Raw genomic sequence first — 21,093 nt, 5'->3', positions numbered from 1 at the left:
TTGCCCCGCCCCCGTGCCTTTTACATTTGGTCTAGACCTTGACGGGTCCAGACCAATCACGCTTCGCTGGCCCTTCCCCCACCGGAAGGAAGAGCGCGTGTTGCGACGTCTTCTCACCGTTCTCGCCGCGATCTGTACGGTCGTCGGCCTCGCCGTACTCCTCCCCGCCACCTCCGCCGCCGCCGCGCCCGCCTGCGCCGCGGCCTGGAGCTCAGGCGCCGTCTACACCGGCGGCATGACCGCCTCGCACAACGGCCACAACTGGCAGGCCAAATGGTGGACCCAGAACGAGACCCCCGGCACGACCGGCCAATGGGGTGTCTGGGCCGACCAGGGCGTCTGCGGCGACGGCGGCGGCAACCCGGACCCGTCCGGATTCGTCGTCTCCGAAGCCCAGTTCAACCAGATGTTCCCGAACCGGAACCCCTTCTACACGTACGCCGGACTCGTCGACGCCCTCAAGTCGTACCCGGCCTTCGCCACCACCGGCGGCGACACCGTGAAGAAGCAGGAGGCCGCGGCCTTCCTCGCCAACGTCAGCCACGAGACCGGCGGGCTCTACTACATCGTCGAGCAGAACACCGCCAACTACCCCCACTACTGCGACACGACCCAGTCCTACGGCTGCCCCGCCGGCCAGGCCGCCTACTACGGGCGCGGCCCCATCCAGCTCTCCTGGAACTTCAACTACAAGGCCGCGGGCGACGCCCTCGGCATCGACCTGCTCAACAACCCCTGGCGCGTCGAGCGCGAGCCGGCCATCGCCATGGCCACCGGCCTCTGGTACTGGAACACCCAGAAGGGCCCCGGCACCATGACCGCCCACAACGCCATGGTCAACGGCGCGGGCTTCGGCCAGACCATCTGGGCGATCAACGGCAGCCTGGAGTGCAACGGCGGCAACCCGGCCCAGGTGCAGAGCCGGGTCACCAAGTACCAGCAGTTCACCCAGATCCTGGGCGTCCCGGCCGGGTCGAACCTGTCCTGCTGATCACGCCCACGCGAGGAACGTGCTCCACACGGACGGCTCGACCGCGAAGGTCGGGCCGTCCGTCACCTTGGAGTCACGGAGGTGGACGGAGTGGGGGCAGGTGGCGACCTCTACGCAGTTGCCACCGCCGTCGTCGCTGTAGGAGGACTTGTGCCAGTCGAAGGCGACTTCGACGCACTCGCCGCCACCGCTGTCGCTGTAGCTCGACTTGAACCAGGTGAGGGTGACGCTCATCTCTGTACTCCCGCCAACCGTTCGATGAGACCCAGTGACTCGCGCGGGTCCAGGGCCTGTGCCCGGATTTTTGCATACCGCTGCGTGAGCGTGCTGACCTTGGCCCGGTCGGTGACGAGCACGCTCTCACCCTGGATCTCCAGGTAGGAAACGTGGGCGTGTTCCGCGGTTTCGATGATCGTCAGGTTGCCTCGGTCGGCCGCGTACTCCCCGCCCGACCCCGCGTCCAGCGGCAGCACCTGAAGGTTCACGTTCCTCCTGCGGGCGCACTCCGCCAGGTAAAGCAACTGCTCCCGCATGATCTCCACGCTCCCGATCGGCCGTCGCAGCACCGACTCGTCCAGCACCAGCTCGATCTCGCAGGTCGGTGTCCGGTCGAACAGTGCCTTACGGGCCATCCGGCCGATGACCAGCTCCTCGACCCGTTCCGGGGTCGGCTCCGGATACCCGCCCGCGATGAGCGCCCGCATGTACGCCTCGGTCTGGAACAACCCGTGGACGACATGGTTCGCGTACAGCCACAGGGCGTAGGCCTTCTGCTCGATCTGCGAGTAGTTGCGGAACTGCTCCGGCAGCTTCTCCAGGCTCACCGGTACGCGCAGCTCCTCGAAGATGCCGAGGCCGTCACCCACCACCCGCTCCAGCTGCACCAGCATCTCGTCGCTGACCGGATGCACGAAGCGTTCCATCGCGCTGATCGCCGCTCCGGTGTATCCCATGAGCGCCCCCTCTCGCTCCTGAGTGAGCCCCTTTCGCAACCGGATCTTTTTGGCCAATGTCGCGGCCATTCGGGCCATCGGACCGACGGTTTCCCGGATTTCTTCACGTGCCATCCACGTTCCCCAATCGAACTCAACCGGACTCAACCGGTCTCAACCGCTCCCCGCCGAATTCGACTGCCGACAAGGCACGTTGACGCAGGTCAAGCGTTTGCCGACGCGCCCTCGCAGTCGTGGAAAACGGTAGCGTCGAGGCGTCACCATGTCCCTGTGAATGATTCGAAGAGTGAGCGAAACTCCGGGCCATGTGATTGGATTCCGCTTTCCGGATTCCACCTCCGCAAGGCGGGGGTGCAATTCGACGCCGTGCGCGTCGACGGAGACGACGGCCGGAGCCTCGCCGACTGGATGGAGTCCCTTACGGGGGGCGATCCGGGGCCGGTCGTGATGGAGGCGAACGGCCGGCGCGGGGTGTATTTCCTGGTGCCGCCGGGGTCGACCTCGCACCGTTCGTGGCCGCGAGGGGTGACCCGGTTCAACTCGGGTCCCGCCCATGTGAGTTACGTACCGGTGCCGGCGTTGACGGGGAAGACCTGGCCGCTGTCGTGGCGGTTCCCGCCGACGGAGCCGGGGCGGTTGGTGCATCCGTTGCTTCTGAAGAGCGCGGTGACGGAGCTCTTAGCGGGCCGGTACGTGGAAGGTAATTCCCGGCGCGACTAGCGGCTGTCCGATTATCGTGCGGGCGTGACCGACTGGAACAGCGTCGTAGACGCCGATTACGCCGTGCCCGCAGACCGCGATCTGGGCGAACTGGTGCGGGAGCTCTCCCGTGCCCTCGCCGACCGGGACCCCGAGGTCCGGGACGGCGCGCCCTACGGGGTCCTGGACACCTGGCTCCGGCGCGGTGTGATCGACGGGCGTCAGCGGCTGGAGCTGGGCGACGAGATGGCGGCCCGGTTCGGGGATCCGGAGGTCCAGGCCCGTACGTTCGCGCCGCTCGTGCTCGGCATGATCGTGGAGGCGGGAGGCTTCCGCGCGGAGTGGGTGGACGCGTTCGCGCGCTGGTACCCGGCCGAGGAGGATCTGCGCGGGTACGACGAGGAGTTGGGCTGGCTGCACGCGGTCGCGCACGGCGCCGATCTGCTGGACCGGTTCGGGCGGCACGCCGAGGTGGACCCGGCGCGGATGCTGGAACTGGCCGCCGCGCGGCTGACGGCGCCGACCGGCCATGTCCTGGACCAGTTGGAGGACGACCGGCTGGCGCGGGCGGTCGCGCACGTGCTCACCCGGACGGACCTGAGCGAGCGGGACGCGACGGGCTGGCTGGACGCGGTCGACGCGGCGTTCGGCGCGGACCGGATCGTCACGCCGGTGCCCGCCCACGTCTCCAACTGCCTGCGCACGCTCCGGCTGCTGTACGTCCTGGCCGACCGGGGCGTACGGGCGGACCAGGAGTCGGACCCGGAGCCCCTGCACCACCGCGAGGCCGTGAAGACCCGCCTCGCCGAGGTCCTGGACCGCATCGTCAAGCGCTGATCAGGCGCCGGGCGGGTCCGCCTCGATCGCGTCCATCGCCCCGATCAGCCGCTCCAGTACCCGTACCGTCTCGTCGAACGCCTCCTGGCCGCCCAGCTCCCGCATCAGCCGCTCGGCCAGTTCCGCGTGGCCGGGGTCGATGCGCCGGACGGCGGCGCGGCCGGTGTCGGTGGGGGCGAGGAGCTTGGCGCGGCGGTGCGCCGGGTTCGGCGCGTAGGCGGCGAGGCCCTCCTCGACCAGGAGGTCCGCGATCCGCTGGACGCTCTGGCGGGTGATGCCCATGGCGCGGGCGATCCCGGAGACGGGGAGCGGCTCGGGCAGCACGGCGCCGAGGACCTGCCACCAGGCGGCGGTGAGGCCGGCCGGTCCGGCGAGGCGTTCCGACACGGCGAGGAACTGGCCGTTGAGCCGGAAGACGCCGAGGGCCGTGCGGGACAGGGCGTCCTGCCGGCGGCGGCTCACGCGTTCAGCTCAGCGAAGGCGGCCGGGTCCGAGTCGTGGAACAGGCGGAACCAGGCGTCGCGCTTCCCCTCGTACGCGCCGAGGCGGGCGAAGATCTCGCGGGCGAACGCCACCGGCTCGGTCGGACCGGCGGTGATGAGGTCGCCGGCGGTGACGGCGTCGGCCTCCACGTAGTGCGCGGCGCCCCGGTAGCCGGTGGCGGCGAGGTAGAAGGAGGCCGCGCTGGTGTGGGGGAGGGAGTCGAGCAGTCCCGCGCGGGCGAGGCCGGCGGTGGCGCCGCAGATCGCGGCGACCGGGACGCCCGCGTCGAGGAAGGCGCGGGCCTTGGCGGTGAAGGGGGCGAGCTCGTCGCCCTCGTCGTACTTCTCGGCGCCCGGGAGGATCAGCAGGGCGCTGTCGGCGGGGTCGAGCGCGTCGAGCGGGAGGTCGGGGAGGATCCGCGTCCCGGCGAGGGTGGTGACCGGCTCTCCGGCGGCCGGGCCGACCGTGCGGACGGTGAAGCCGGCCCGGGCGAGCCAGGCGGTGGCGTGGCCCGTCTCCCAGTCGGCGAGCGTGTCGTAGACGGCGAGATGGACGGTCTTCTGGGGCTCGGGGCTGTTCGTCATCGCATCCATGACAGCAGACTGTCGTGATGACAGTCTGCTGTCAATTAGGGTCCGTGCGCGGAGCCGTCCGGCACTCTGTCTCGTCCGTCCCGGTCTCGGTGGACAAGATGGCCATGGCCCGCCCCACCTGCGGTTCCTTACCCTCGACCCATGACCCCTCATGTCGAGCCCGACCCCCAGGCCGGTGCGGCCGTCAAGGCCGCCGACCGCGCGCACGTGTTCCACTCATGGTCCGCCCAGGGCCTGATCGACCCGCTCGCCGTCGCCGGCGCCGAGGGTTCGTACTTCTGGGACTACGAAGGAAACCGCTACCTCGACTTCACCAGCGGTCTCGTCTACACCAACATCGGCTACCAGCACCCCAAGGTCGTCGCCGCGATCCAGGAGCAGGCCGGGAAGCTGGCGACCTTCGCGCCCGCCTTCGCCGTGGACGTCCGCTCCGAGGCCGCGCGCCTCATCGCCGAGCGCACCCCGGGCGACCTGGACAAGATCTTCTTCACCAACGGCGGCGCCGAGGCCGTCGAGAACGCCGTCCGCATGGCCCGTCTGCACACGGGCCGGACGAAGCTGCTCTCGGCCTACCGCTCGTACCACGGCGCCACCTCCACCGCGATCAACCTGACCGGTGACCCGCGCCGCTGGGCCTCCGACACGGCCTCCGCCGGTGTGAAGCACTTCTGGGCGCCGTTCCTCTACCGCTCGCCGTTCTACTCGGCGAACGAGGCCGAGGAGAGCGCCCGCGCCCTCCAGCACCTTGAGGACACCATCGCGTTCGAGGGCCCGCAGACGGTCGCCGCGATCATCCTGGAGTCCGTGCCGGGCACCGCCGGCATCATGACCCCGCCGCCCGGCTACCTGACCGGCGTGCGCGAGATCTGCGACAAGTACGGCATCGTCCTCATCCTCGACGAGGTCATGTCCGGCTTCGGCCGCACCGGCAAGTGGTTCGCCGCCGAGCACTACGGCGTCGTCCCCGACCTGCTGACCTTCGCCAAGGGCGTGAACTCCGGCTACGTGCCGCTCGGCGGCGTCGCCATCAGCGAGAAGATCGCCGCGACCTTCGACAAGCGGCCCTACCCGGGCGGTCTGACCTACTCCGGTCACCCGCTGGCCTGCGCCGCCGCCGTCGCGACGATCAACGTCATGGAGGACGAGAAGGTCGTCGAGCACGCCGCCCGCATCGGCGAGACGGTCCTCGGCCCCGGCCTGCGCGAGCTCGCCGAGCGCCACCCGTCCGTCGGCGAGGTGCGCGGCCTGGGCGTCTTCTGGGCCCTCGACCTGGTCAAGAACCGCGAGACCCGCGAGCCGCTCGTCCCGTACAACGCGGCCGGCGCGGACTTCGCCCCCATGGCGGCCTTCGCCGCCGAGGCGAAGAAGAACGGCCTGTGGCCCTTCGTCAACATGAACCGCACCCACGCCGTCCCCGCCTGCAACGTCTCCGAGGCGGAGGCCAAGGAGGGTCTGGCGGCCCTCGACGCGGCCCTGACCGTGGCGGACCAGCACACCGTGTGACGAGAGCGGCCCCCTCCGTGCCCTGGACTAGGGTGTCCGGGAGCCGGACGGAGGGGGCCGACCACCATGCCCGCGAGCGGAGCTGTCACCCGCAACACCTTGCGGCAGCAGATCGCGGACGCGCTGCGTGACGAAGTCCTCGCGGGGCGTCTCGCGCCCGGTGAGGAATTCACCGTCAAACAGATCGCCGAGCAGTACGGGGTGTCCGCGACCCCCGTCCGCGAAGCCCTCGTCGACCTGTGCGCCCAGGGCCTCCTCGACTCCGACCAGCACCGCGGCTTCCGCGTGCACCAGTTCTCGGTCGCCGACTACCGGGGCATGGTCGAGGCCCGGATGCTCGTCGTGGACGGCATCTTCCGCCGCGCCCCCACCGCCCCGCCCGCCGAGCCCGACCTGTCGTACGGCGTCACGCTCGTCTCGATACGCCGCCGAGGCGAGGCCGCCGCCCGCGCGGCCCGCGCCGGCGAGCTGGAAGTCCTCATCGGCTACGACATCCGCTACTGGCGCGAACTGGGCCGGCTGATCTCCGCCAACGACCACATCGCCGGCTTCCTGCACCGGCTGCGCGTCCAGGCCTGGGTCTTCTCGGTGCCCCGGCTCCGCGCCGACCGCGACTGCACCCGCTGGCTGTGGAGCGGCCACGTGGAACTCGTCGACGCGATCACCCGCGGCGACGCGGAGTGCGCCATCGAGGTCGTACGGGAGTACAACGCCGGCTCGCTGGAGTGGGCGGACTTCCTGGAGCGCACGGAGCGCACGGAGCGCACGGAGCGGCGGTGACGCGGGGGGCGGCGGCCGGGACCGGAGCGACTGGAGCTCAGGCTGTGACCGGAGTGACTGGAGCTCAGGCTGTGACCGGAGTGACTGGAGCTCAGGCTGTGACCGGAGTGACTGGAGCTCAGGCTGTGACCGGAGCGCCCCGAGCGGTGGTGGCGGCCCGAGGGCCGTCCCGGCGCGGGCGTGCCGGGGCGGGTTGAGGCGGTTCCTCCGGGGGCAGTTCCCCGGCGGGGTGTGCGGGGCCGGAGGGCCCGACTACCCTGGCCGTCCCTGCATACCGCCCGTACCGACCCCGCAACTGACGGAGAGCGAGCCTCCCTTGGCCTGTGACCTGTGGCTGGTCCCCCTCGTCGACGTGCTGTGCCACAGCGCCGACAACCCCTTCGCCGAAGAGATCGCCGCCTACGACCACGCCCTCACCACGGCCGGCCTGCCGACCGTGCCCGTCTACGCGTACATGCCGGGACTCTCCGGGGACGTCGCCCCGGTCGCCGGCTTCGACTACGAGGCCCTGCACTTCCTGCGCCGGGCCTACCTGCTCCAGATGTGCGGACTGCCCGTCGAACCCGTCGGCGAGCTCGGCGGCGACTACGAGCAGCTCCTGGAGATGTTCGAGGCGACCGCCCAGCAGTCCCACCTGGTCTGGCACTACGACCACGCGGGCGCCTACGTGCCGGTCGACTTCCCCGTACCGCTCTCGAACGACGAGCTCCTGGAGGGCGGCGGCCCGCTGGGCTCCTCGCACGGTCTGCTGCGCGAGCTGCAGTTCGTCGCGCCCGCGATCGGCATCGACCCGGCCAACCCGCCCGCCGCACCCCAGGCCCCGGAGCGCCCCACCGCCCTGGAGGAGCCCGCCGCCCCCGTCCCGTACCAGGACGACAACCCCTTCGCCCGCGAGCGGCACGTCTGGCTCGGCCTCCACGCGGCGGCCACCCGCAGCCTGGCCCAGGGCTCGATGATCGTCCTGAGCTGACGGCCCCGAGCCACCCGCATCACCGCGCCACCCGCATCACCGCGCCCCCCGCCGGGCAGAGATCAGGCCAGGGGGACGCCGTACCCGTACGGGCCGCCCCGTAAGGGCCTCAGCGCGGCTCCGGCGGGCGCTGCCTCGGCATGTTCGGGCGGGTGCCCGGAGGCAGCGGGAAGCGGCCCGAGGGGTGTCCGCTCTCGGGGCGGGGCGCCGAGGTGCCGACCGACTGGAGGGCCAGCGGGGCCGGGCCCGAGCGGAACTCGACCATCCAGTCCGCCGTCTCCGCCCGGACCAGCTCCGTCACGTCCTCCGAGAAGCGGCGCAGCACGCCCAGGCAGCGCTCGGCGGCCTCGCTGGCCGTGCCCTCGGTCGGGCCGAGCACCTCGCGGACGCTCTCCGACGCCCAGTCGAACTGGAGCGCCTGGAGGCGCCGCTGCACCGCCTGCGCGGTCGCCACGTCCCTCATCCAGCCCGAGGTGAGCCCGAAGTACCGGTCGCAGGCCAGGCAGGCCGCGCCCAGCAGCAGCGACAGGTAGCCCCAGCCGGCGGTGCCCTCGGCGGCCTTGGTCAGGTCGAGCAGCGGCAGCGCGGCGCCCGCGATCACCCCGAGGGCCGTACCCACCCGCAGCGCGCGGGCGCAGCGGCGCTTGCGGACGCGGTCGGACAGGTACCACTCGGCGGTGCGCAGCGCGTTCGCCTCGACCCAGCGGTAGAGCTCGTCGAGGCGTTCGGCGGGCTCGCCCCAGTCGCCGAGGGGGAAGGGCGCCCCGGTCAGGTCGCGGTCCGCCGGACCCTCGCCCTTGCCCGGGCCTTCGGGATTCCCCGGCTGCGGCTGCATGTCCGGCTGCTGGCTCACCGGGGAACTCCTCTGTTCAGCTCAGCGCTCGTGTCCTTTTGTGACGTGCGGTGCACGTGGTGCCTGCCCTTCCTACCGCCGAATGGTGGGCTGTGGGCGCGGAATCCGGGGATCTGCGCCCGCAAGAGGGTCTTGATCAGGTAGAGGAGCCCGCAGTTTCTCACTCGAAAGTGTTGTGTCGGCAGGCCGGTCGGCGACCACGTAGGCTCGGTTCACCGGCATGTGCATCCGTCGTACCCGCATCTGCCGAACCCGTATTCGTATGCGTATCCGCGGACCCGCGGACGCGCAGACCCGCAGGAGTGAGTGACCGTGATCCCCGGTGGTGGCCAGCCCAACATGCAGCAGCTCCTCCAGCAGGCGCAGAAGATGCAGCAGGACCTCGCCCGTGCCCAGGAGGAGCTCGGGCGCACCGAGGTCGAGGGCCAGGCGGGCGGTGGCCTTGTGAAGGCGACCGTGACCGGCTCCGGCGAGCTGCGCGGCCTGGTCATCGACCCGAAGGCGGTCGACCCGGAGGACACCGAGACGCTGGCCGACCTGATCGTGGCCGCCGTGCAGGCCGCCAACGACAACGCGCAGCAGCTCCAGCAGGCCAAGCTGGGCCCGCTGGCGCAGGGCCTGGGCGGCATGCCGGGCCTGGGTTTCTGACCCGTACGGCCGGGGCGGCGGCGCGGCCGGCTTCCCCGTACACCTTCTAAGGCCGGTTTCCAGCCACTACCGTAAGAATCAAGCACTCCGGAGAAGGGCGTTCCGTTGTACGAAGGCGTGGTTCAGGACCTCATCGACGAGCTGGGCAGGCTGCCCGGCGTCGGTCCCAAGAGCGCGCAGCGGATCGCCTTCCACATCCTCCAGGCCGAGCCGACCGATGTGCGGCGGCTCGCGCAGGCCCTCCTGGAGGTCAAGGAGAAGGTCCGGTTCTGCGCGGTCTGCGGCAACGTGGCGCAGCAGGAGCAGTGCAACATCTGCCGCGACCCGCGCCGCGACCTGACGGTCATCTGCGTGGTCGAGGAGCCGAAGGACGTCGTGGCGATCGAGCGGACCCGCGAGTTCCGCGGCCGCTACCACGTGCTCGGCGGCGCGATCAGCCCCATCGAGGGCGTCGGCCCGGACGACCTGCGGATCCGTGAGCTGCTCGCGCGGCTGGCGGACGGCGCGGTCACCGAGCTGATCCTGGCGACCGATCCCAACCTGGAGGGCGAGGCCACCGCGACGTACCTGGCGCGGATGATCAAGCCCATGGGCCTCAAGGTGACGCGTCTGGCGAGCGGGCTGCCGGTCGGCGGCGACCTCGAATACGCGGACGAGGTCACCCTGGGGCGTGCCTTCGAGGGGCGGCGGCTGCTAGATGTATGACGACCGGGTCCGTGCGCACGACGGCGCACTCTCAGGGAGGCTCCTCGATGTCTGACGCCACACTGCACTCCGTCACGCAGGATCCGGACGACTTCGCCGTCCAGATCGCGGACTCGATCGAGAGCTTCATCGTCGCGACGACCGAGGTCGCCAAGGGCGACGAGCCGGACAGCGCGGTGCCCTTCCTGCTCCTGGAGGTCTCCCAGCTGCTGCTGGCCGGCGGGCGGCTCGGCGCGCACGAGGACATCGTCCCGGACGAGCGGTACGAGCCGGACACGGGCCCTGACCTGGACGTGGACGAGCTGCGGATGCGGTTCGCGCTGCTCCTGGAGCCGGTGGACGTGTTCTCGGAGGTCTTCGACCCGTACGAGCCGCGCAAGGCCCCGGTCCCGGCCCGGATCTCCGACAACCTCGCCGACATCGTCACGGACCTGCGGCACGGTCTGGCCCACTACCGGGCGGGCCGGACCAGCGAGGCGCTGTGGTGGTGGCAGTTCTCGTACTTCTCGAACTGGGGCCCCACCGCCTCCGCCACCCTGCGCGCCCTTCAGTCCCTGGTCGCCCACGTCCGCCTGGACCAGCCGCTCGCCGCGCTGGACGGCCTCGACACGGACGAGGACCTGACCGAGGACGACCTCGCCGAGGAGGCGGGCCGTGTGATGGCCGAGGAGATCGCGGGGCCGCTGGGACTGGGACGCCCGAAGGGCTGACCGGGCACGGCGGGTGCTTTGGGGAGTGGCGCTGTCCATGACGCGCTGACCGGCCCCCGGCCGACCCGCCGCCGACCCGCTGGCCAGCCCCCGGCCAACGCGCTGACCCGCCCCCCGGGGCGGCTCCAGGAGCCGCCCCTCCGCCGTCCGCCGCCCCTACAGCCGTCCCGCCTCCACGATCCGCTTCAGGAAGCGCTGGGTCCGCTCGTGCGAGGGCGCGCCGAAGACCTCCGCGGGGGTGCCGCGCTCCAGGACGACGCCGTCGGCCAGGAAGCAGACCTGGTCGGCGACCTCCCGGGCGAAGCCCATCTCGTGGGTGGCGATGACCATCGTCATGCCCTCCTCCTTGAGGTCCCGCACCACGTTCAGGACCTCGCCCACCAGCTCCGGGTCGAGCGCCGCCGTCACCTCGTCGAGGAGCAGCAGGCGCGGGCGGCTCGCGAGGGCGCGGGCGATGGCCACGCGCTGCTGCTGCCCGCCGCTGAGCCGGTCCGGGTACTCGCCCGCCTTGTCGCCGAGGCCGAGCCGGACGAGCAGCTCGCGGGCCCGCTCCTCGGCCTCGCGCCGGTCGGTCTTGTGGACGCGGCGCGGGGCGAGCGTGATGTTGTCGAGCACGCTCATGTGCGGGAAGAGGTTGTACGCCTGGAAGACCACGCCGATGCGGCGCCGTACGGCGTCGGCGTCGACGCGCGGGTCGGTGATCTCCTCGCCGTCCAGGAAGATCGCGCCGTCGTCGATCTCCTCCAGGAGGTTGGCGCAGCGCAGCAGGGTCGACTTGCCGGAGCCGGAGGCGCCGATGAGCACGGTGACCGTGTGCTGCGGGACCTCCAGGTCCACCTCGCGCAGGACGGGATGCCCGCCGTACGTCTTGCGGACGGCCTCCAGGCGGAGGACGGGGGTTTCGGGGCCGGCCGGTCCGCCCGGCCCGGCCGTGCTGTCGGCGCTGTCCGTCATACGGTGCCTCCCTGCGACTGGCGCCGGTTCATGCGTGCCGTGACCCAGTCGGTGAAGCGGGTCATGGGGATGGTGAGCACGACGAACACGAGGCCCGCGACGACGTACGGGGTGTAGTTGAAGGTCTTGCTGGCGAGGATCTGCGCCGCGTACACGGCGTCGACCGCGCCCGCGATGGAGACCAGGCCGGTGTCCTTCTGGAGCGACACCATGTCGTTGAGGAGCGGCGGCACGACCCTGCGGACGGCCTGCGGCAGGACCACGAAGCGCATGGTCTGCGCGGTGGAGAGGCCGAGCGAGCGGGCGGCGGCCCGCTGGCTGGGGTGGACGCTCTCGATGCCGGCCCGGAAGACCTCCGCCATGTACGCCGAGTAGGTGAGCACGAGGGCGGTGCCGCCGAGCACGACGGGGTCGGTCGGGACGCCCTGGAGCCGCAGCGCGGGCACGCCGAAGATCACGGCGAGCAGGCAGATGATGAGCGGCAGCCCGCGGAAGAAGTCGACGTACGCGGTGGCCAGCGCGCGCAGCGGGAAGAACGCCGGGCCGCGCAGGGTGCGGGCGACGGCGAGCAGCAGGCCCAGGATCAGGGTGACGGTGCCGCAGACGAGGAGGAGGCGCAGGTTGAGCCAGAGGCCGTCGAGGACCAGCGGCAGGGCCTGGCGCGCGTACTCCGGGTCGAAGAAGGTCTCCTTCGTGCGCTGCCAGCCGGGGGAGCCGGTGATGACGAAGAAGAGCACCGTCAGGGTGAGGACGGAGCTCAGGGTGGCGACCGCCGTCGCGCGGCGGGTGCGGGAGCGCTTGTAGCGCTCGCGCTCGATCCGCCGCCGCGACGGCCGGTACATGTGGCCGGGGGCGTCCTCCCCGGTCTTCTCCGTGAGGGTCACTTGAGCACCGGGGCGCCCGCGGCGTCGGCGAGCCACTGCTTCTCCAGGGCGGCGAGGGTGCCGTCCGCGCGCAGCGCGTCGACGGCCTTCGAGACGCAGGAGGTGAGCGCGCTGTCCTTGTCGAGGACGAGGCCGAACTGCTCCTTGGCGGCGCCGGCCGGGGTCTCGAACTGGCCGACGACCTTGGCCTCGGTGACCTCGGCGCCGGTGATGTAGAACGCGGTGGGCAGGTCGACGACGATCGCGTCGACCTGGCCGTTCTTGAGGGCGGCCTTGGCGAGGTCGTTCTTCTGGAAGACGGACGGCTGCTGGTCCGGCTTGATCAGGTCGTTGATGACGTCGAGGCTGGTGGTGCCGACCTGGGCGCCCAGCTTGGCGCCCTTGAGTTCGGCGAGGCTGGTCGCCTTGGCGACCTTGGAGCCCTTCAGCGCGATGAGCGTCTGGCGGACGTCGTAGTAGCCGGAGGACAGGTCCACGGCCTTGCGCCGGTCCTGGCTGATCGACACCTGGTTGACGTCGAAGTCGAAGGTCTTGGCCCCCGGGGCGAAGGCGTTGTTGAAGGCGACCTTCTGCCAGACGACGTCGCCCTTGGCGAAGCCCAGCTTCTGCGCGACGGCGTACGCGACGGCGGACTCGTAGCCCTTGCCGTTGGCCGGGTCGTCGTCCTGGAACCAGGGGGCGTACGCGGGCGTGTCGGTGCCGACGGTCAGCTTCCCCTTGGCCTTGGTGGCGAGCGCGTCCGCCGTGCAGGCGCCGCCGGGCTTGGCGGCGGAGGCCGTGCCGGAGGTGCCCGAGGCGCTCCCGGCCGTCTGCTGGGGCGCGCAGCCGGCGGCTGCGAGGGCGGCGAGGACGGAGGCCGCGGCTATGGCGGCGAAGCGAGAGCGCATGGCGGGAGAGTGGCAGTCGTTCGGGAATGTGTCCAGGTCACACCGCTTCCGTCTCGGATGCCGGAACGTTTGTGAAAGGGGTGTTGCCAAGCGCTATGCGCCGCTCCGGAAGGTGGCGTGGCGCTCACTCCGCGTCGACGCCCACCGGGGCGCGCCCGCCCGCCCGCCGCCCGGGGCGCCTCCCTCCGGGACCGGCCCTCGGCGATTTCCCGGCCTCCCCCGACCATTTCCCTGATCATTCTCTGAGCACGTCGTCTCACCATGCGATATCAGGTCGGCGTTTTCCGGTCCCTCGTTAGACTGAGCCGACCGCAGCGTGTGCTGCGGCGAGGACTGAGCGAGGAGCGCACGTGGGCCTTGTCGTGCAGAAGTACGGAGGCTCCTCCGTTGCCGATGCCGAGGGCATCAAGCGCGTCGCCAAGCGAATCGTGGAAGCCAAGAAGAACGGCCACCAGGTGGTGGTCGTGGTCTCCGCGATGGGCGACACGACGGACGAGTTGATCGATCTCGCCGAGCAGGTATCCCCGATGCCGGCCGGACGCGAGTTCGACATGCTGCTGACCGCCGGAGAGCGGATCTCCATGGCCCTGCTGGCCATGGCGATCAAAAACCTGGGCCACGAGGCCCAGTCGTTCACGGGCAGTCAGGCCGGTGTCATCACCGACTCGGTCCACAACAAAGCGCGCATCATCGATGTCACGCCGGGCCGTATCCGCACCGCGCTGGACGAGGGCAACATCGCCATCGTCGCCGGCTTCCAGGGCGTGTCCGCGGACAAGAAGGACATCACCACCCTCGGCCGCGGCGGCTCCGACACGACCGCCGTCGCCCTGGCCGCCGCGCTCGACGCCGAGGTCTGCGAGATCTACACGGACGTCGACGGCGTCTTCACCGCCGACCCGCGCGTGGTGAAGAAGGCGCAGAAGATCGACTGGATCTCCTTCGAGGACATGCTGGAGCTCGCCGCGTCCGGCTCCAAGGTGCTGCTGCACCGCTGCGTCGAATACGCGCGCCGCTACAACATCCCGATCCACGTCCGCTCGTCCTTCTCCGGACTGCAGGGCACCTGGGTCAGCAACGCACGACCCGTCGAGCAAGGAGCCGAGCAGGTGGAGCAGGCCATCATCTCCGGTGTCGCCCACGACACCTCCGAGGCGAAGATCACCGTCGTCGGCGTCCCGGACAAGCCGGGCGAGGCCGCCGCGATCTTCCGCGCGGTCGCGGACGCCGAGATCAACATCGACATGATCGTGCAGAACGTGTCCGCGGCCTCGACCGGCCTCACGGACATCTCCTTCACGCTCCCCAAGGCCGAGGGCCGCAAGGCCATCGACGCCCTGGAGAAGACGAAGTCCGTGATCGGCTTCGACTCGCTGCGCTACGACGACCAGATCGGCAAGATCTCCCTCGTCGGCGCCGGCATGAAGACCAACCCCGGGGTCACCGCGGACTTCTTCAAGGCGCTCTCCGACGCGGGCGTGAACATCGAGCTGATCTCCACCTCGGAGATCCGCATCTCGGTGGTCACCCGCGCCGACGACGTCAACGAGGCCGTGCGCGCCGTCCACACCGCCTTCGGCCTGGACAGCGACTCGGACGAGGCCGTCGTCTACGGCGGCACCGGCCGGTGACGTGACCCCGCTGGACGACGCGGAGGCGCGGGAGGGCACGGAGGCACGGGGCACCGCCCGGCCGACGCTCGCGGTCGTGGGAGCGACCGGGGCCGTCGGGGCGGTGCTCCTCCAGATGCTCACCCACCACGCGGACGTCTGGGGCGAGATACGCCTCCTCGCCTCCCCCCGTTCCCACGGCCGCAAGCTGGCCGTACGGGGGGAGGAGTGCGAGGTCCTGGCCCTGAGCGAGGAAGCCCTGGAGGGCGTCGACCTCGCTCTCTTCCTCGTGCCCGAGGCCGTCGCCGCCCGCTGGGCACCGATCGCCGCCGCCAAGGGCGTGGTGGTCGTGGACACCTCCACCGCCTTCCGGGCCGACCCGGACGTGCCGCTGGTGGTCCCGGAGCTCAACGCCCCCGCCGCCGCCGTACGGCCCCGGGGCATCGTCGCGAGCCCCGGCTGCTCCACCCTGGCGCTGATCGTCTCGGTGGGCGCCCTGCACGCCGAGTTCGGCCTCGCCGAACTGGTCGTCACCGCCCAGCAGGCCGCGAGCGGCGCCGGCCGCGCGGGCACCGCCGCGCTCCGCCACCAGCTGGCCCTGGTCACCGGCAGCGAGCTCGGCAACCATCCCGGAGACGTACGGCGTGCCGTCGGCGACCACACCGGCCCCTTCGCCGGGCCGCTCGCCCTCAACGTGCTGCCCTGGTCCGGGGAGCTCGCCGCCGACGGCTGGTCCTCCGAGGAGCTGGCCGTCCGCGAGGAGACCCGCAAGATCCTGGGCCTGCCGGCGCTGCGCGTCGCGGCCACCTGCCTCCGGGTCCCCGTCGTGACCGGGCACGCCGTCTCGGTGCACGCCCGCTTCGAACGGCCCGTCACCGTCGCCCGCGCCCACGAGATCCTGGCCACCTCGCCCGGCGTGGTGCTCTACGACGACCCCGCCGTCGGCGACTACCCCACGCCCGCCGACGTCGTCGGCACCGACCCGGCCTGGGTCGGGCGGGTCCGGCGGTCGATGGACGACGAGCGGGCCCTGGAGCTCTTCGTGTGCGCGGACAACCTGCGCAAGGGGGCCGCGCTGAACGCGCTGCAGATCGCCGAATCGATCATCGGCGCCTGACGCCCGCCTGCCCGCGAGCGTTCGGAAATCGGCATCGCGTCACCGCTCAACTTTGTAGGATCTGTGAAGCCCTTGTGAGCAATTCGGCTTCGGATGCCTCTTGAACAGGTCAGATGTCCTGGACGACGATGCTGTTCCCTCCCCTCCGCAACCGGCGGTCGGGCAGGCGGCGTCTTCGCGTGCACCCATCACTAGGTGGCCGTCCGGACAGCGCGAGGCAGACCGTGAAAGCGGGGCATCGGGGGAGAACGGGTACGCATGAGGACAAACGACGCATCGTCAAAAACGGTGCCGTACGCGTACAACCCTGACGGGGGGAAGCGTGTCCAACAGGCGTGGCAGAGGTACTCGACATCGCTGCGGTCATCCCGCTGCGCGGCACCGTGGTGCGCCCGCTCCGGCGGCCGCGCCCGGCCGGCGGCATGCCGGTGATCGCCCCCATGCCCATCAGGACCCGACCGACCGTGAACGGCGTCCCCTCGCCCCGCGAGGGCGCTGACGACGCGATGGCCGCCGGCACCACCGTCGACCACCTGACCGAGACCTACCGCGCGCACTACCGCTCGCTGCTCGGGCTCGCCGCGCTGCTCCTCGACGACACCGCCTCCTGCGAGGACGTCGTGCAGGAGGCGTTCATCCGGGTCCACTCGGCGCGCAGCCGGGTCCGCGACCCCGAGAAGACCCTGGCCTACCTGCGCCAGACCGTCGTCAACCTCTCGCGCTCCGCGCTGCGCCGCCGCATCCTCGGGCTCAAGCTGCTCTCGAAGCCGATGCCCGACATGGCCAGCGCCGAGGAGGGCGCCTACGACCAGCTGGAGCGGGACGCGCTGATCAAGGCGATGCGCGGGCTCCAGCGGCGGCAGCGCGAGGTCCTGGTGCTGCGGTACTTCGCGGACATGACGGAGGCACAGGTCGCCGAGACGCTCGGGATCTCGCTGGGTTCGGTGAAGGCATACGGCTCGCGCGGGATCGCGGCGCTGCGCGTCGCCATGGAGGCGGCGTCATGAGCGGCGGGCCGCACGAAGGCGACGAGCACGATGACCGGAACGACCTGAGCGGACGCGGAATGCTGAACGAAGGGCCGGAATCCGGCGCGGCCGACGAGCAGGCGCTGCGGCGACTGCTCCAGGGCGCGGTGTCCGGACTCGAACCCTCCGAGGGCACGCTGGAGCACCTGCGGCGGGCCGTGCCCGCCCGCCGGGCCCGCAAGCGGCAGGCCGTCGTCGGCATCGCCGCCGCCGTCGTCCTCGTCGGCACGGCCGTCCCGGCCCTGGTGCACGTGGCCTCCTCGGGCGGCGTCGGCGCCGACCAGGCGGTCAACGCGGGCCACGGCGAGCAGGCCCAGGGCGGCACCGGCACCGAGACCGGCGTCGAGGGCGGCCAGAAGAGCCACACCCCGCCCGTCGGGACCGCGGCGCCGGAGCAGGGCGGGACCGGGGGAGCGGGCAAGCCCAGCGTCCCGGTGCCCGGTTCGGGCGGCGGCTCCGGCGGCGAGGCCGGCGTCCCGACCAGCCCGCCGGTCCCCTCGCAGACCTGCGGGGCCGGCCAGCTCAGCGTCAGCGCCGTCCAGGCGGGCTCGCCCGACGCCGAGGGCAAGGTCTACGGCAGCTTCCGCATCGCCAACGTGTCCGGCAAGGACTGCATGGTCGGCGGTCCGGGCCTGGTCGCCTTCCAGGCGCGCGGCGCGGCTGACGCGGGGAAGATCGCGGTCGTCGAGCACACCTTCGGCGACGCGGCGAACGGGCTGCCCGACCCCACGCAGGAGTCGCCGACCCTGGTCCTGACCCCGGCCAACGCCTACGAGGTGCGCTTCGCCTGGGTGCCCAGCGAGACCTGCCCCACCACCGGCCCCGAGCCGACGCCCACCCCGACCCCGACCACGGGCGGCAACGGCGGCCCCGCGTCCAACGGCGGCGCCACCGGCGGCTCGGCCGGCACCGGCACGACCGGCAACACGGCGAGCAGCCAGCTCCTGACCGACGGCACCCCGTCCGACGGCAGCGTCGCCGTGACCCACACCGCGGAGGGCGGCGGCCCGGTGGCCGAGGCGACCATCCCCAACGCCTGCGCGGGCACGATCTACCGGACCGGGGTCCTGGACGCGTCCTGACCCGCCCCGACGGCCGCCGCCCGGGTCTCCCGGGCGGGCGCGGCGGGCGCCCCCGGCGCCCCGGGTGCTACAGCCCGAGGGCCGCGTCCCGCGAGGCCTCGGCCTCGCGGCGCACCAGCCGGAACCACATGAAGAGCACGAAGCCGGCGAAGACGAACCACTCGGCCGTGTAGCCCAGGTTCTGGAAGGCCTTCATGTCCAGGCTCGTGCCGGCGGCGGCCGACGCGGGCACCGGGACGAGCCCGGCGGGGGAGTCCACGAGGGTGATCCAGGCGTCGTAGACGTCGTCCGGCACGACGTTGACCAGCGCCGCGGCGCTGATCATGCCGAGCTGCCCGGTCGGCAGCCCGCCCGCCGTGTTGACGCCCTTGGTGCCCGGGTTCTCCGAGGCCTGCAGCGCGCCCGACACGGTGACCTCGCCGGACGGCGGGGCCGGGGCCGTGGCGCCCGAGGGCAGCCAGCCCCGGACCACCGGCAGCACCTTGCCGCCGTCCGTCTTCAGGAGGGTGAGCACGTACGCGCCGGAGCGCCCGTCCAGCGCCCGGTCGGGGACCAGGAACTGCTCCCCGTACCGCCCGCTGGCCCGCGCCACCCGGCCGGAGGTCTCCTTGTCCACGGGCAGCAGCGAGTCCAGCGGCTCGGTGCGCTGGGTCGCGGGGTCGGGTCGCCGCTCGGCCTCCCGGTGGGAGTCGACGCGGTCCTCGAACTTGCCCAGCTGCCAGGTCCCCATGAACACGCAGAACGGGATCGCCAGCAGGACGAAGACGTTGATCCCCCACCAGCGGGGCGTTCTCAGGAACCGGTACACACCCCCACGGTACGCAAGCGGGCTCAGCCCTCCTGCGGCCGGGTCCCCAGGTGCTTCGCGGCGAAGGCCAGGTCCAGGGCGACCTGCTTGATCCGCTCCTCCACGACCAGCGACCCGTGCCCCGCGTCGTACCGGTACACGTCGTGCACCGCGCCCCGGGCGGCGAGCCGCTCCACGTAGTTGTCGATCTGCCGGATCGGGCAGCGCGGGTCGTTGACGCCGGCCGTGATGTGCACCGGGGCCTTCACCGCGTCCACGTACGTGATCGGCGAGGAGGCGGCGAACCGCTCCGGCACCTCCTCAGGCGAGCCGCCCAGCAGGGTGCGGTCCAGCGCCTTCAGGGCCTCCATCTCGTCCTCGTACGCCGCCACGTAGTCGGCGACGGGCACGGCCGCGAGACCCACCGCCCAGGCATCCGGCTGGGTGCCGAGACCGAGCAGGGTGAGATAGCCGCCCCAGGACCCGCCGGACAGGACGAGCCGCTCCGGGTCGGCCAGGCCGCTCGCCACCGCCCAGGCGCGGACCGCGTCGATGTCCTCCAGCTCGATCAGGCCGACCCGGTGCTTCAGCGCGTCCGTCCACTCCCGGCCGTAGCCGGTGGAACCGCGGTAGTTGACCCGCACCACCGCGTAGCCGTGGTCGAGCCAGGCCGCCGGGCCGGACGCGAAGGCGTCGCTGTCGTGCCAGGTCGGGCCGCCGTGCACCTCGAACACCGTCGGGAACGGGCCCTCGCCCTCCGCCGGACGCTGCACGAGCGCGTGCACCCGCCCGCCGGGGCCGTCCACCCACACGTCCGCCACGGGCACCGACGGCGGCGCCTTCGGGCCGGGCGGGTCCAGGACGACCGAGCCGTCCGTGGAGCGCACCACCGGCGGCTGGGCGGCCGAGGACCACAGATACTCCACCGAGCCGTCCGGGCGGGCCGTCGCGCTCGACACGGAGCCGGCCGGGGTCTCCACCCGGACCAGGGCGCCGGTGCCGATCTCGTACCGCCACAGCTCGCTGCGGGCCTCGAAGCTGTGCACGACGAGCAGCCCCGAGCCGTCCGGGTACCACTCGGCCGACACGTCGCCCGGCAGGTCCAGGCGCAGATCGGTCTCGGTGCCCGTCGCCACGTCCCACAGCATCGGCTCCCAGCGGCCCCGCCGCTGGTGCCCCACGAGCAGCCGGGTGTCGCCGTCCACCGGCGCGAAGCCGAGGACGCCGAGCCCCAGCTCCTCCGTGCCGCCCTTGGTGTCGTCGAGCTCGGCCAGCACCGAGGCGTCGGCCGCGCGCAGGATCCGGACCGAGGAGTGCATCGAGTCGCCGTGCTCGGTGTGCTCGACCGCGATCAGGCTCCCGTCGTGCGACAGGTCGCCGACACCGGCCGACTCGCGATGCCGGTAGATCTCCACCGGCCCGGCCGCGCCCGGGCGCAGCAGGTGCACTGTCGACCCGTCCTCGTCCGTGGACCGGCCCACCACGACGGTGCCGTCCCGGCCGATGGCGAGCCCCGCCGGATAGGAGGCGTCGAGCCCCGGCACGGCCGGCTCGTCCACGCCGGCTTCCGCGCCGCCACCCGCGTGGAAGGGCTGGCGCATCCACACCCCGAACTCGTCGCCGTCGGTGTCGGCGAACCACCAGATCCACTGCCCGTCGGGCGAGAGCGTGCCGTCCGTCGTCCCGTTCGGCCGGTCGGTGACCTGCCGCTGCCCACCGGTCGCCCGGTCCCACGCGTACAGCTCGTACGTCCCCGTCGCGTTCGACACGAACAGCGAGCGGTCCGGGGCCTCCTCGGCCCACTCGGGCAGCGAGACCCGCGGCGCGCGGAACCGCTGCTGCCACCGCGGCGCGTCCGCCGCCCCGGTCGTGGCCCCGGTCGTGCTCGCGGCCGTGCCCCCGGCCTCCGTGCTCTCGGTCGTCGTGCTCTCAGTCGCCTTGCGCTCAGTCATGCAGCCATGATGCTCCGCCCGGCCGACAATTCGTTGGCCGCGTCCGCAGCCTGTGGATAACCTCCCG

23 protein-coding genes are annotated in these 21,093 nt (G+C 72.0%); 13 read left to right on the top strand and 10 right to left on the bottom strand.

Features of this window, described 5'->3' with window-relative positions:
- The first annotated feature begins 97 nt into the window (after positions 1 to 97).
- Complete coding sequence (locus AB0Q96_RS08195; protein ID WP_365322881.1) at positions 98 to 991, top strand: glycoside hydrolase family 19 protein; 894 nt, start codon at positions 98 to 100, stop codon at positions 989 to 991.
- Here the strand turns inward: AB0Q96_RS08195 and AB0Q96_RS08190 are convergent, their stop codons facing one another.
- Both AB0Q96_RS08190 and AB0Q96_RS08185 read right to left on the bottom strand, forming a co-directional pair.
- Entirely contained in the window at positions 992 to 1,225 is a 234-nt protein-coding gene (locus AB0Q96_RS08190) for a DUF397 domain-containing protein (RefSeq protein ID WP_365322879.1), read from the bottom strand.
- Positions 1,222 to 2,058, bottom strand: a complete 837-nt coding sequence (locus AB0Q96_RS08185; protein ID WP_365322877.1) for a helix-turn-helix transcriptional regulator — start codon at positions 2,056 to 2,058, stop codon at positions 1,222 to 1,224. Before AB0Q96_RS08185 ends, AB0Q96_RS08190 begins: the two co-directional genes overlap by 4 nt.
- Before the next feature lie 156 nt (positions 2,059 to 2,214).
- On the opposite strand from AB0Q96_RS08185, the gene AB0Q96_RS08180 reads away from it, so the two are divergent.
- Together AB0Q96_RS08180 and AB0Q96_RS08175 are read left to right on the top strand one after the other, a co-directional pair.
- Positions 2,215 to 2,664: a hypothetical protein gene (locus AB0Q96_RS08180; RefSeq protein ID WP_365322875.1), complete on the top strand. Its 450-nt coding sequence runs from the start codon at positions 2,215 to 2,217 to the stop codon at positions 2,662 to 2,664.
- Positions 2,665 to 2,688: 24 nt separating this feature from the next.
- Positions 2,689 to 3,480: a DUF2785 domain-containing protein gene (locus AB0Q96_RS08175; RefSeq protein ID WP_365322873.1), complete on the top strand. Its 792-nt coding sequence runs from the start codon at positions 2,689 to 2,691 to the stop codon at positions 3,478 to 3,480.
- On the opposite strand, the gene AB0Q96_RS08170 is transcribed toward AB0Q96_RS08175, so the two are convergent.
- Positions 3,481 to 3,942 (bottom strand): MarR family transcriptional regulator, encoded by a 462-nt coding sequence (locus AB0Q96_RS08170; protein ID WP_365322871.1) that lies wholly within the window; start codon positions 3,940 to 3,942, stop codon positions 3,481 to 3,483. It lies immediately after the preceding gene.
- Complete coding sequence (locus AB0Q96_RS08165) at positions 3,939 to 4,547, bottom strand: DJ-1/PfpI family protein (RefSeq protein WP_365322870.1); 609 nt, start codon at positions 4,545 to 4,547, stop codon at positions 3,939 to 3,941. The genes AB0Q96_RS08170 and AB0Q96_RS08165 overlap by 4 nt, the downstream gene beginning before the upstream one ends.
- 150 nt (positions 4,548 to 4,697) lie before the next feature.
- Between AB0Q96_RS08165 and AB0Q96_RS08160 the strand changes: the two genes are divergently transcribed.
- From AB0Q96_RS08160 to AB0Q96_RS08150, 3 genes are all read left to right on the top strand, one after another.
- Positions 4,698 to 6,059: an aspartate aminotransferase family protein gene (locus AB0Q96_RS08160; protein ID WP_365322868.1), complete on the top strand. Its 1,362-nt coding sequence runs from the start codon at positions 4,698 to 4,700 to the stop codon at positions 6,057 to 6,059.
- A gap of 66 nt (positions 6,060 to 6,125) precedes the next feature.
- Entirely contained in the window at positions 6,126 to 6,839 is a 714-nt protein-coding gene (locus AB0Q96_RS08155) for a GntR family transcriptional regulator (protein ID WP_365322865.1), read from the top strand.
- Between the two features lie 316 nt (positions 6,840 to 7,155).
- A complete protein-coding gene (locus AB0Q96_RS08150) occupies positions 7,156 to 7,809 on the top strand; it encodes a hypothetical protein (RefSeq protein WP_365322863.1) in 654 nt (217 codons plus the stop codon).
- A gap of 109 nt (positions 7,810 to 7,918) precedes the next feature.
- Here AB0Q96_RS08150 and AB0Q96_RS08145 read toward each other — a convergent pair whose 3' ends face one another.
- Positions 7,919 to 8,644 (bottom strand): SLATT domain-containing protein, encoded by a 726-nt coding sequence (locus AB0Q96_RS08145; protein ID WP_365323305.1) that lies wholly within the window; start codon positions 8,642 to 8,644, stop codon positions 7,919 to 7,921.
- A gap of 330 nt (positions 8,645 to 8,974) precedes the next feature.
- On the opposite strand from AB0Q96_RS08145, the gene AB0Q96_RS08140 reads away from it, so the two are divergent.
- The 3 genes from AB0Q96_RS08140 (at position 8,975) to AB0Q96_RS08130 (ending at position 10,725) form a co-directional block, all read left to right on the top strand.
- The gene (locus AB0Q96_RS08140; RefSeq protein ID WP_329428382.1) at positions 8,975 to 9,310 is read left to right on the top strand and encodes a YbaB/EbfC family nucleoid-associated protein; all 336 of its coding nucleotides are present in this window, start codon (positions 8,975 to 8,977) and stop codon (positions 9,308 to 9,310) included.
- Between the two features lie 105 nt (positions 9,311 to 9,415).
- The gene (gene recR / locus AB0Q96_RS08135; RefSeq protein WP_046911841.1) at positions 9,416 to 10,015 is read left to right on the top strand and encodes a recombination mediator RecR; all 600 of its coding nucleotides are present in this window, start codon (positions 9,416 to 9,418) and stop codon (positions 10,013 to 10,015) included.
- Between the two features lie 47 nt (positions 10,016 to 10,062).
- Positions 10,063 to 10,725: a DUF5063 domain-containing protein gene (locus AB0Q96_RS08130; protein WP_365322860.1), complete on the top strand. Its 663-nt coding sequence runs from the start codon at positions 10,063 to 10,065 to the stop codon at positions 10,723 to 10,725.
- Between the two features lie 156 nt (positions 10,726 to 10,881).
- Here the strand turns inward: AB0Q96_RS08130 and AB0Q96_RS08125 are convergent, their stop codons facing one another.
- From AB0Q96_RS08125 to AB0Q96_RS08115, 3 genes are read right to left on the bottom strand one after another with little or no spacing between them, the layout of a single operon-like run.
- Complete coding sequence (locus AB0Q96_RS08125) at positions 10,882 to 11,679, bottom strand: amino acid ABC transporter ATP-binding protein (protein ID WP_365322858.1); 798 nt, start codon at positions 11,677 to 11,679, stop codon at positions 10,882 to 10,884.
- Complete coding sequence (locus AB0Q96_RS08120) at positions 11,676 to 12,521, bottom strand: amino acid ABC transporter permease (protein WP_365323303.1); 846 nt, start codon at positions 12,519 to 12,521, stop codon at positions 11,676 to 11,678. The genes AB0Q96_RS08125 and AB0Q96_RS08120 overlap by 4 nt, the downstream gene beginning before the upstream one ends.
- 38 nt (positions 12,522 to 12,559) lie before the next feature.
- On the bottom strand, positions 12,560 to 13,450 hold the full coding sequence (locus tag AB0Q96_RS08115; RefSeq protein ID WP_365322855.1) for an ABC transporter substrate-binding protein: 891 nt from the start codon (positions 13,448 to 13,450) through the stop codon (positions 12,560 to 12,562).
- Positions 13,451 to 13,800: 350 nt separating this feature from the next.
- On the opposite strand from AB0Q96_RS08115, the gene AB0Q96_RS08110 reads away from it, so the two are divergent.
- The 4 genes from AB0Q96_RS08110 (at position 13,801) to AB0Q96_RS08095 (ending at position 18,287) form a co-directional block, all read left to right on the top strand.
- A complete protein-coding gene (locus AB0Q96_RS08110) occupies positions 13,801 to 15,081 on the top strand; it encodes an aspartate kinase (RefSeq protein WP_365322853.1) in 1,281 nt (426 codons plus the stop codon).
- A gap of 1 nt (position 15,082) precedes the next feature.
- Complete coding sequence (locus tag AB0Q96_RS08105; protein WP_365322851.1) at positions 15,083 to 16,177, top strand: aspartate-semialdehyde dehydrogenase; 1,095 nt, start codon at positions 15,083 to 15,085, stop codon at positions 16,175 to 16,177.
- A gap of 422 nt (positions 16,178 to 16,599) precedes the next feature.
- Positions 16,600 to 17,184 (top strand): SigE family RNA polymerase sigma factor, encoded by a 585-nt coding sequence (locus tag AB0Q96_RS08100; RefSeq protein ID WP_365323301.1) that lies wholly within the window; start codon positions 16,600 to 16,602, stop codon positions 17,182 to 17,184.
- Positions 17,181 to 18,287, top strand: a complete 1,107-nt coding sequence (locus AB0Q96_RS08095) for a hypothetical protein (protein ID WP_365322849.1) — start codon at positions 17,181 to 17,183, stop codon at positions 18,285 to 18,287. The genes AB0Q96_RS08100 and AB0Q96_RS08095 overlap by 4 nt, the downstream gene beginning before the upstream one ends.
- Positions 18,288 to 18,354: 67 nt before the next feature.
- Here the strand turns inward: AB0Q96_RS08095 and AB0Q96_RS08090 are convergent, their stop codons facing one another.
- Positions 18,355 to 19,095: an SURF1 family protein gene (locus AB0Q96_RS08090; RefSeq protein ID WP_365322847.1), complete on the bottom strand. Its 741-nt coding sequence runs from the start codon at positions 19,093 to 19,095 to the stop codon at positions 18,355 to 18,357.
- Positions 19,096 to 19,118: 23 nt separating this feature from the next.
- Positions 19,119 to 21,026: a prolyl oligopeptidase family serine peptidase gene (locus AB0Q96_RS08085; protein WP_365322845.1), complete on the bottom strand. Its 1,908-nt coding sequence runs from the start codon at positions 21,024 to 21,026 to the stop codon at positions 19,119 to 19,121.
- Positions 21,027 to 21,093 lie beyond the last annotated feature (67 nt).

Source organism: Streptomyces sp. NPDC093111 (assembly GCF_040683955.1).
Classification (GTDB): domain Bacteria; phylum Actinomycetota; class Actinomycetes; order Streptomycetales; family Streptomycetaceae; genus Streptomyces.
The sequence above is the reverse complement of the archived record's forward strand: the minus strand, read 5'-3'. Positions and strand labels throughout refer to the sequence as shown.

Coding starts and splice junctions, on each gene's coding strand:
- AB0Q96_RS08190 (WP_365322879.1), bottom strand. CDS start 1,225: ATGAGCGTCACCCTCACCTGGTTCAAGTCGAGCTACAGCGACAGCGGT.
- AB0Q96_RS08185 (WP_365322877.1), bottom strand. CDS start 2,058: ATGGCACGTGAAGAAATCCGGGAAACCGTCGGTCCGATGGCCCGAATG.
- AB0Q96_RS08165 (WP_365322870.1), bottom strand. CDS start 4,547: ATGACGAACAGCCCCGAGCCCCAGAAGACCGTCCATCTCGCCGTCTAC.
- AB0Q96_RS08160 (WP_365322868.1), top strand. CDS start 4,698: ATGACCCCTCATGTCGAGCCCGACCCCCAGGCCGGTGCGGCCGTCAAG.
- AB0Q96_RS08155 (WP_365322865.1), top strand. CDS start 6,126: ATGCCCGCGAGCGGAGCTGTCACCCGCAACACCTTGCGGCAGCAGATC.
- AB0Q96_RS08145 (WP_365323305.1), bottom strand. CDS start 8,644: ATGCAGCCGCAGCCGGGGAATCCCGAAGGCCCGGGCAAGGGCGAGGGT.
- AB0Q96_RS08130 (WP_365322860.1), top strand. CDS start 10,063: ATGTCTGACGCCACACTGCACTCCGTCACGCAGGATCCGGACGACTTC.
- AB0Q96_RS08125 (WP_365322858.1), bottom strand. CDS start 11,679: ATGACGGACAGCGCCGACAGCACGGCCGGGCCGGGCGGACCGGCCGGC.
- AB0Q96_RS08120 (WP_365323303.1), bottom strand. CDS start 12,521: ATGTACCGGCCGTCGCGGCGGCGGATCGAGCGCGAGCGCTACAAGCGC.
- AB0Q96_RS08115 (WP_365322855.1), bottom strand. CDS start 13,450: ATGCGCTCTCGCTTCGCCGCCATAGCCGCGGCCTCCGTCCTCGCCGCC.
- AB0Q96_RS08100 (WP_365323301.1), top strand. CDS start 16,600: ATGCCGGTGATCGCCCCCATGCCCATCAGGACCCGACCGACCGTGAAC.
- AB0Q96_RS08095 (WP_365322849.1), top strand. CDS start 17,181: ATGAGCGGCGGGCCGCACGAAGGCGACGAGCACGATGACCGGAACGAC.
- AB0Q96_RS08085 (WP_365322845.1), bottom strand. CDS start 21,026: ATGACTGAGCGCAAGGCGACTGAGAGCACGACGACCGAGAGCACGGAG.